The organism is Natrinema soli (assembly GCF_028618695.1).
Genome location: NZ_JAQIVI010000196.1, coordinates 1 through 5,487, shown reverse-complemented (window position 1 = coordinate 5,487; position 5,487 = coordinate 1). Strand labels below are relative to the sequence as shown.

Genomic DNA, 5,487 nt, shown 5'->3' with positions numbered 1-5,487 from the left:
CGGGGTTCGCGGAGTCGCTCATGGTGCGGCCGTTGGGCGGGCGCAGTCAAAAGGCGTGTGGTGTTCCGGGCGACCTGCCGAGTCGGATCGCCTACTCGTCCCGTCGGTCGTCGCTCGAGGAATCGCTGCCGGGTCCCTCCGGCAGCGAGTAGGGGTCCGCGCGATCGTCGCCGTGCGTGGCGTCGTCGCGCTCGAACAGGTAGAGCGCCGGCCCCCCGACGACGATCACGAGCAGGCCGGGGATCGGTACGTTCGGGGGAGCGAGATAGAGTGCCAGCCCGCCGCCGCAGGTGGCGAACACGATCCCCGCCCAGAGCGCGGGCCTCGAGATCTCGAGCCGAGCTGCATCTCGGTAGACGGTACCGGCACAGCCGAGGACGACCGCGAACCCGATCACCGCGACTGCGACCCCCTGCAGCGAAACCATACCTCGACCGTTACCGCCGGCCGCAAGTCAGTGTAGCGATTTATCGGTCCATTCGCGGCGAATCGAACGAGCAGTCGGTCCTCGAGGAGTCGCTTCGTGGAAGCCGTCAGCTCGAGTGATCTATCCGTTATCTCATTGGTCTATATAGGGATATGTGGACACTGATCCATATATATGGCTCATAGCATCCTATTTTTATACCCTCTCGAATCTCACACGTGATGGCAGACAACCAGTTCGGACGTTCTGCTGACGGGGTATCGCGACGGAAGTTCATTGCGGCAACCGGTGCTATCGGTGCCGTGACGGCCGCCGGCTGCCTCGGAAGCGACGACGGGAGCAGCGGCGACTCGCTTTCGGCCGACGGTTCGTCGACGGTTTACCCGATCACGAGTCGGGCCGGTTCCCTGTGGAATTCGAATCCACCGGCCGGCGACGAGGACTACTGGATGCCGAGCAACTACGATATCGATACCGATCAGAACCTCGCGGAGTACTGGGGCGGCCTCTACGGCTTCGAGTCGGACGATGACGGCCCGCCGTTCGAGACCTCGATCGGTCTGAACCACACCGGCGTCGGCCTCGAGAAACTCGAGAACGAGCAGGTGGACATCGGTGACGCGAGCGCTCCCGTTGCGGCCGAGTTCCCCGACCGAAGCGAGGACGAACTCTCGGACTTCGTCGATCACGTCGTCGGCGTCGACGCGCAACCGATCATGGTCAGCAGCGAAGTCAAAGACGACGGGCTCGAATCGATCACGCTCGAGGAGGTCAAGGGGATCTATCAGGGGGAGATCAGTGACTGGAATGAGATCGAGGATTATGGCGGCGGATCCAAGGAGATTCAGGTCATCGGTCGCGCCGAAGGCTCCGGAACCGACACGTCGTTCCGGAACAACGTGCTCGGTGATCCCAGCGCAGACATGTCAGTCGACGCCCGACACGGCGAAAACCAGCAGGTGAAGTCGGTCCTGGAGAACTCGAACAACGCGATCGGCTACGCCGGTCTCGCGTTCATCTCGGACGGCGCGCCGATGGTCAACCTCGTGATCGACGGCACGGAGTACACGCGAGAGAAGATGGCCGACGAGAGCTATCCGCTCGCACGCGACCTCCACTGTTACACTTGGGAGGACACGTCGGACAAGGAGGCCGCGTTCATTCGGATGATCCTGCACGACTACGGCCAGGAGAATTTCGTCGAAAACGCGGACTACCTCGGACTGACGGACGAGCGACAGCAAACCCAGCTGGACAACCTCCCCGAGCCGAGTAACTGAGTAGCGGGACGGCACTGCTTTCGCAACTGTACGAACTGATTCACCAATGTCGAATTCATTACGAACAAGTGACTCGTCGGGGACCGATGACCGCAACGCAAACGGTGGGCGACCGCCCGTTCTCTACGCGGGCGGCGCTGCGTTGGTGGGTGCGTTACTGAGTTTCCTCTTCGTCCCGGGGCTGACGGTATTCTTCGTCATCGCGTTTCTCGCGGTTACTGTGTACGGCTGGACCACACAGCAGGAAACGACCGCAAAGGGGCTGATGTTCCTCGCGACCGTTTCGACCGCGCTCATACTCGTGCTCATCACGGCGTATCTGTTTCTCCGCTCGTTCCCCGCGTTCGAACGGATGGGGCTCGATATCCTCTACACGGACGGAAACTACTGGAGCCGGGGTGAGGACAGATACTCGCTGTATCCCGCGATCTGGGGGACCGTTCTGACGACGATTCTGGCGACGATCGTCGCCGCTCCGCTCGGGGTCGCCGCGGCAATCTTCATCAGCGAGATCGCACCGTCGTGGGCACACGAAATCGTCAAGCCGGCCGTCGAAACGCTAGCGGGGATCCCGTCGATCGTCTACGGCTACATCGGGTTCATGATCATCAACGGCTACATGATGAATAACTTCGGGCTCACCTCGAGCGGGAGCATCGTCGTCGTCGGCGTCGTCGTCGGGCTGATGGCGCTGCCGACCGTCGCATCCGTCGCCGAGGACGCGATCTCGAGCGTTCCCAATCACATGAAAGACGGGGCCGTCGCGATCGGCGCGACGGAGTGGCAGACGATCAAGAGCGTCACCCTCCCCGCGTCCTTCTCGGGGATCTCGGCTGCAGTGTTACTCGGCGTCGGTCGCGCCGTCGGCGAGACGATGGCCGCAACGGTAATTCTGGGGAACGTGATGCGGCTACCGGAACCGCTCTACAACGTCTTCGGCAACACGGTGACGCTGACAAGCCTCATCGCCAGCCAGTACGGCAACGCTCACGGACTCCACATGCAGGTGCTGTTCGCCGCCGGTGTGGTCCTGTTCGTGACCGTGATGGCGTTGAGTATCACTGCGCAGCTGATCGAGGCGCGCGTCAAACGGAAGCTTGGAGGTGAACTATGAGCGAACGGACCCTCCGCCACCAGTCGCAAAACCCGTTGAACGTCGATCACTCGGCCACACTGGCCGGACTGTCGGCCGTTCCGGTCGTCGCGTTCCTCGGTGCCATTATCGTCGGTAGCCTCACGCTGGCCGGCCAACTCTCGCTCGAGTCGATGGTCCTCGGGATCGGCGTCGACACCGTCCTGACGATGCTCCCGGTTCTCGCAGGGGGCTGTGTCGTCGTCGCGGGCGTCGGCTCCCGGTACGGCATCATCGAGACCACGCCAGACAGATCGGCCGGCGCTGGGGTCGCGTTCGGGTTCGGGTTCGTCGCGTTCAGCGGGATCGGCCTGACGGCCTCCCAGACGTTCGGCCTCGGACGGTTCCTCTGGGCGCCACTCGCGTTGCTCGCCGGCGTCGGCGTCGCCGCCGCTATCCTGCTCGGACGGGAGGATCTCGGCGTGACGATACCGGCGGGGCTGCTGAGCATCGTCGTCGGCGCCCTGTTCCTGCTCGACGTCGTGAACGCAGCCTGGAGCTGGCAGCCGGCCGGGTTCGGCGTGACGTTCAACGGCACCGTCTTCGTTCCGGTACTGGCGATCGTCGCCTGCTTCGTCGCGGCGTGGGCGGGCGCGAACACGTTTCAGGGGTTCGGTGCGGCGGGCCGACAGGCGGGGGCGTTCTTCCTGATCGGGACAAACGCAGCGCTCATCCTGTTGTTACTGCTCCTGTTGATCGCCTTTATCGTCATAAACGGGCTCCCGTACGCGGTCGACGGCATCGAGTTCGGTCCGGGCCTGCACTTCCACTGGCCGTTCGTGATGGACGGCTATAACGTGATACTCGACCAGAAGGGTATCTATCCGGCGATCATCGGCACGTTCTGGCTCGTCATCGGTGCCGTCCTGCTCGCCGTTCCGATCGGCGTCGGTGCGGCGGTGTTCCTGACGGAGTACGCCGAAGCGGGCCGGTTCACGTCCGTAATCGACATCGCGACGAACGGACTCTGGAGTACGCCCAGCGTCGTCTTCGGTCTGTTCGGGTACGCGTTTCTCGTCCCGCGGCTCGGCAACAATACGAGCCTGCTGGCCGGGATGATCGTCCTCGGATTTATGCTCCTCCCGCTCGTGCTCATCACGAGCCGCGAGGCGATCAAGAGCGTCCCCGACGAGTATCGGGACGCCAGCGCAGCACTCGGGGTCTCCAAGTGGGAGACGATCAAGGACGTCACGATCCCGTCGGCGATGCCCGGGATCGTCACCGGCGTCATCATCGGCATCGGCCGAATCGCCGGCGAGACGGCACCGATCCTGATCGTTACCGCAGACAACCCACAGCGGAGCTCGGCACCGGCGGTCATGGGCTCGTTCGAGTTCACGGCATCGCCGCCGTTCATCGTGAACGAGGCGCTGTTGAGCGGGTCGAGTGCGCTCCCCTATCAGCTGTACGGTGCGATCACGACCGGCGTCGTCGGTAACGATCCGGGATACGGGTGGGCGACGGCGTTCGTTCTCCTGCTCGTCGTCCTCTCGTTCTACGTGGTCGGCATTACCACTCGGATGTACTTCCGGAAGAAACTACAAGCATGAGTAACAGCGTAAACGAATCACGAGAAACAGCGGAATCGAATCAGCGATCGACCACTCCCGTTACGCAGACCACGGCCGGTGAGTCCCAGGAGAAGACCCAAGCGGAGTGGACCGAGTACGAGTTCCGAGGCGAGCCGAAGCTCTCGGTCGAGGGTCTTGACGTCTACTACGGCGACGAACAGGCGCTCCAGGGCATCACGATGGATATTCCCGAAAACAGCGTAACCGCGCTGATCGGTCCCTCCGGCTGCGGGAAGTCGACCTTCCTTCGGTGTCTCAACCGGATGAACGACCGTATCAAGAGTGCTCGCGTCGATGGAACGGTCGAACTCGACGGCGCAGATATCTATCAGGACGGCATCAACCTCGTCGAGCTCCGCAAACGCGTCGGCATGGTCTTCCAGTCACCGAACCCGTTCCCGAAATCGATCCGAGACAACGTCTCCTACGGACCGCGAAAGCACGGCGAGGTCGAGACGGGGCTGCTCGCTCGACTGCTCGGCGACGACTCCACGGATCGCGAACGAGAACTCGTCGAACGCTGTCTCGAGCAGGCGGCGCTCTGGGAGGAGGTGAACGATCGACTCGACGACAATGCCCTGGGGCTGTCCGGCGGGCAACAACAGCGACTGTGCATTGCGCGGTGTCTCGCTGTCGATCCGGACGTGATTCTGATGGACGAGCCGGCCTCCGCGCTGGACCCCATCGCCACCGCGAAGATCGAGGATCTCATCGAAGAGCTCGCCGAGGAGTACACGGTCGTCGTCGTCACGCACAACATGCAGCAGGCGGCCCGCATCTCCGATCAGACGGCGGTCTTCCTGACCGGCGGCGAACTCGTCGAGTTCGACGACACGGACAAGATCTTCGAGAATCCCGAGAGCCAACGCGTCGAGGACTACGTCACCGGCAAGTTCGGGTGATGACGCGCGAGGACTACCGGAAACGCCTCGAGCGCCTCCGCGAGGCGGTCGTCGCGCTGGGCGATCTCGTCCGCGAGCAGCTCGCGGACGGACTCAGTGCGCTGTTTACCGGCGACCGGACGCTCGCACGCGAGGTGATCGCGGGTGACCGGGCCGTCAACCGTCGCTCCCGCGA

The 5,487-nt window shown here is 63.2% G+C and carries 5 protein-coding genes; 4 read left to right on the top strand and 1 reads right to left on the bottom strand.

Features of this window, described 5'->3' with window-relative positions; translation table 11 throughout:
- Window positions 1-91 precede the first annotated feature (91 nt).
- Entirely contained in the window at window positions 92-427 is a 336-nt protein-coding gene (locus PGX04_RS12695) for a hypothetical protein (protein ID WP_273738836.1), read from the bottom strand.
- 221 nt (window positions 428-648) lie between these two features.
- Between PGX04_RS12695 and PGX04_RS12690 the strand changes: the two genes are divergently transcribed.
- The 4 genes from PGX04_RS12690 to pstB are packed head-to-tail and all read left to right on the top strand — an operon-like array spanning window position 649 to window position 5,312.
- Window positions 649-1,707: a substrate-binding domain-containing protein gene (locus PGX04_RS12690; RefSeq protein ID WP_273738835.1), complete on the top strand. Its 1,059-nt coding sequence runs from the start codon at window positions 649-651 to the stop codon at window positions 1,705-1,707.
- Between the two features lie 46 nt (window positions 1,708-1,753).
- Window positions 1,754-2,821: a phosphate ABC transporter permease subunit PstC gene (pstC, locus tag PGX04_RS12685; protein WP_273738834.1), complete on the top strand. Its 1,068-nt coding sequence runs from the start codon at window positions 1,754-1,756 to the stop codon at window positions 2,819-2,821.
- Window positions 2,818-4,389 (top strand): phosphate ABC transporter permease PstA, encoded by a 1,572-nt coding sequence (pstA, locus tag PGX04_RS12680; RefSeq protein ID WP_273738833.1) that lies wholly within the window; start codon window positions 2,818-2,820, stop codon window positions 4,387-4,389. The genes pstC and pstA overlap by 4 nt, the downstream gene beginning before the upstream one ends.
- On the top strand, window positions 4,386-5,312 hold the full coding sequence (gene pstB / locus PGX04_RS12675; protein WP_273738832.1) for a phosphate ABC transporter ATP-binding protein PstB: 927 nt from the start codon (window positions 4,386-4,388) through the stop codon (window positions 5,310-5,312). The genes pstA and pstB overlap by 4 nt, the downstream gene beginning before the upstream one ends.
- Window positions 5,313-5,487 lie beyond the last annotated feature (175 nt).

Coding starts and splice junctions, on each gene's coding strand:
- PGX04_RS12695 (WP_273738836.1), bottom strand. CDS start 427: ATGGTTTCGCTGCAGGGGGTCGCAGTCGCGGTGATCGGGTTCGCGGTC.
- PGX04_RS12690 (WP_273738835.1), top strand. CDS start 649: ATGGCAGACAACCAGTTCGGACGTTCTGCTGACGGGGTATCGCGACGG.
- pstC (WP_273738834.1), top strand. CDS start 1,754: ATGTCGAATTCATTACGAACAAGTGACTCGTCGGGGACCGATGACCGC.
- pstA (WP_273738833.1), top strand. CDS start 2,818: ATGAGCGAACGGACCCTCCGCCACCAGTCGCAAAACCCGTTGAACGTC.
- pstB (WP_273738832.1), top strand. CDS start 4,386: ATGAGTAACAGCGTAAACGAATCACGAGAAACAGCGGAATCGAATCAG.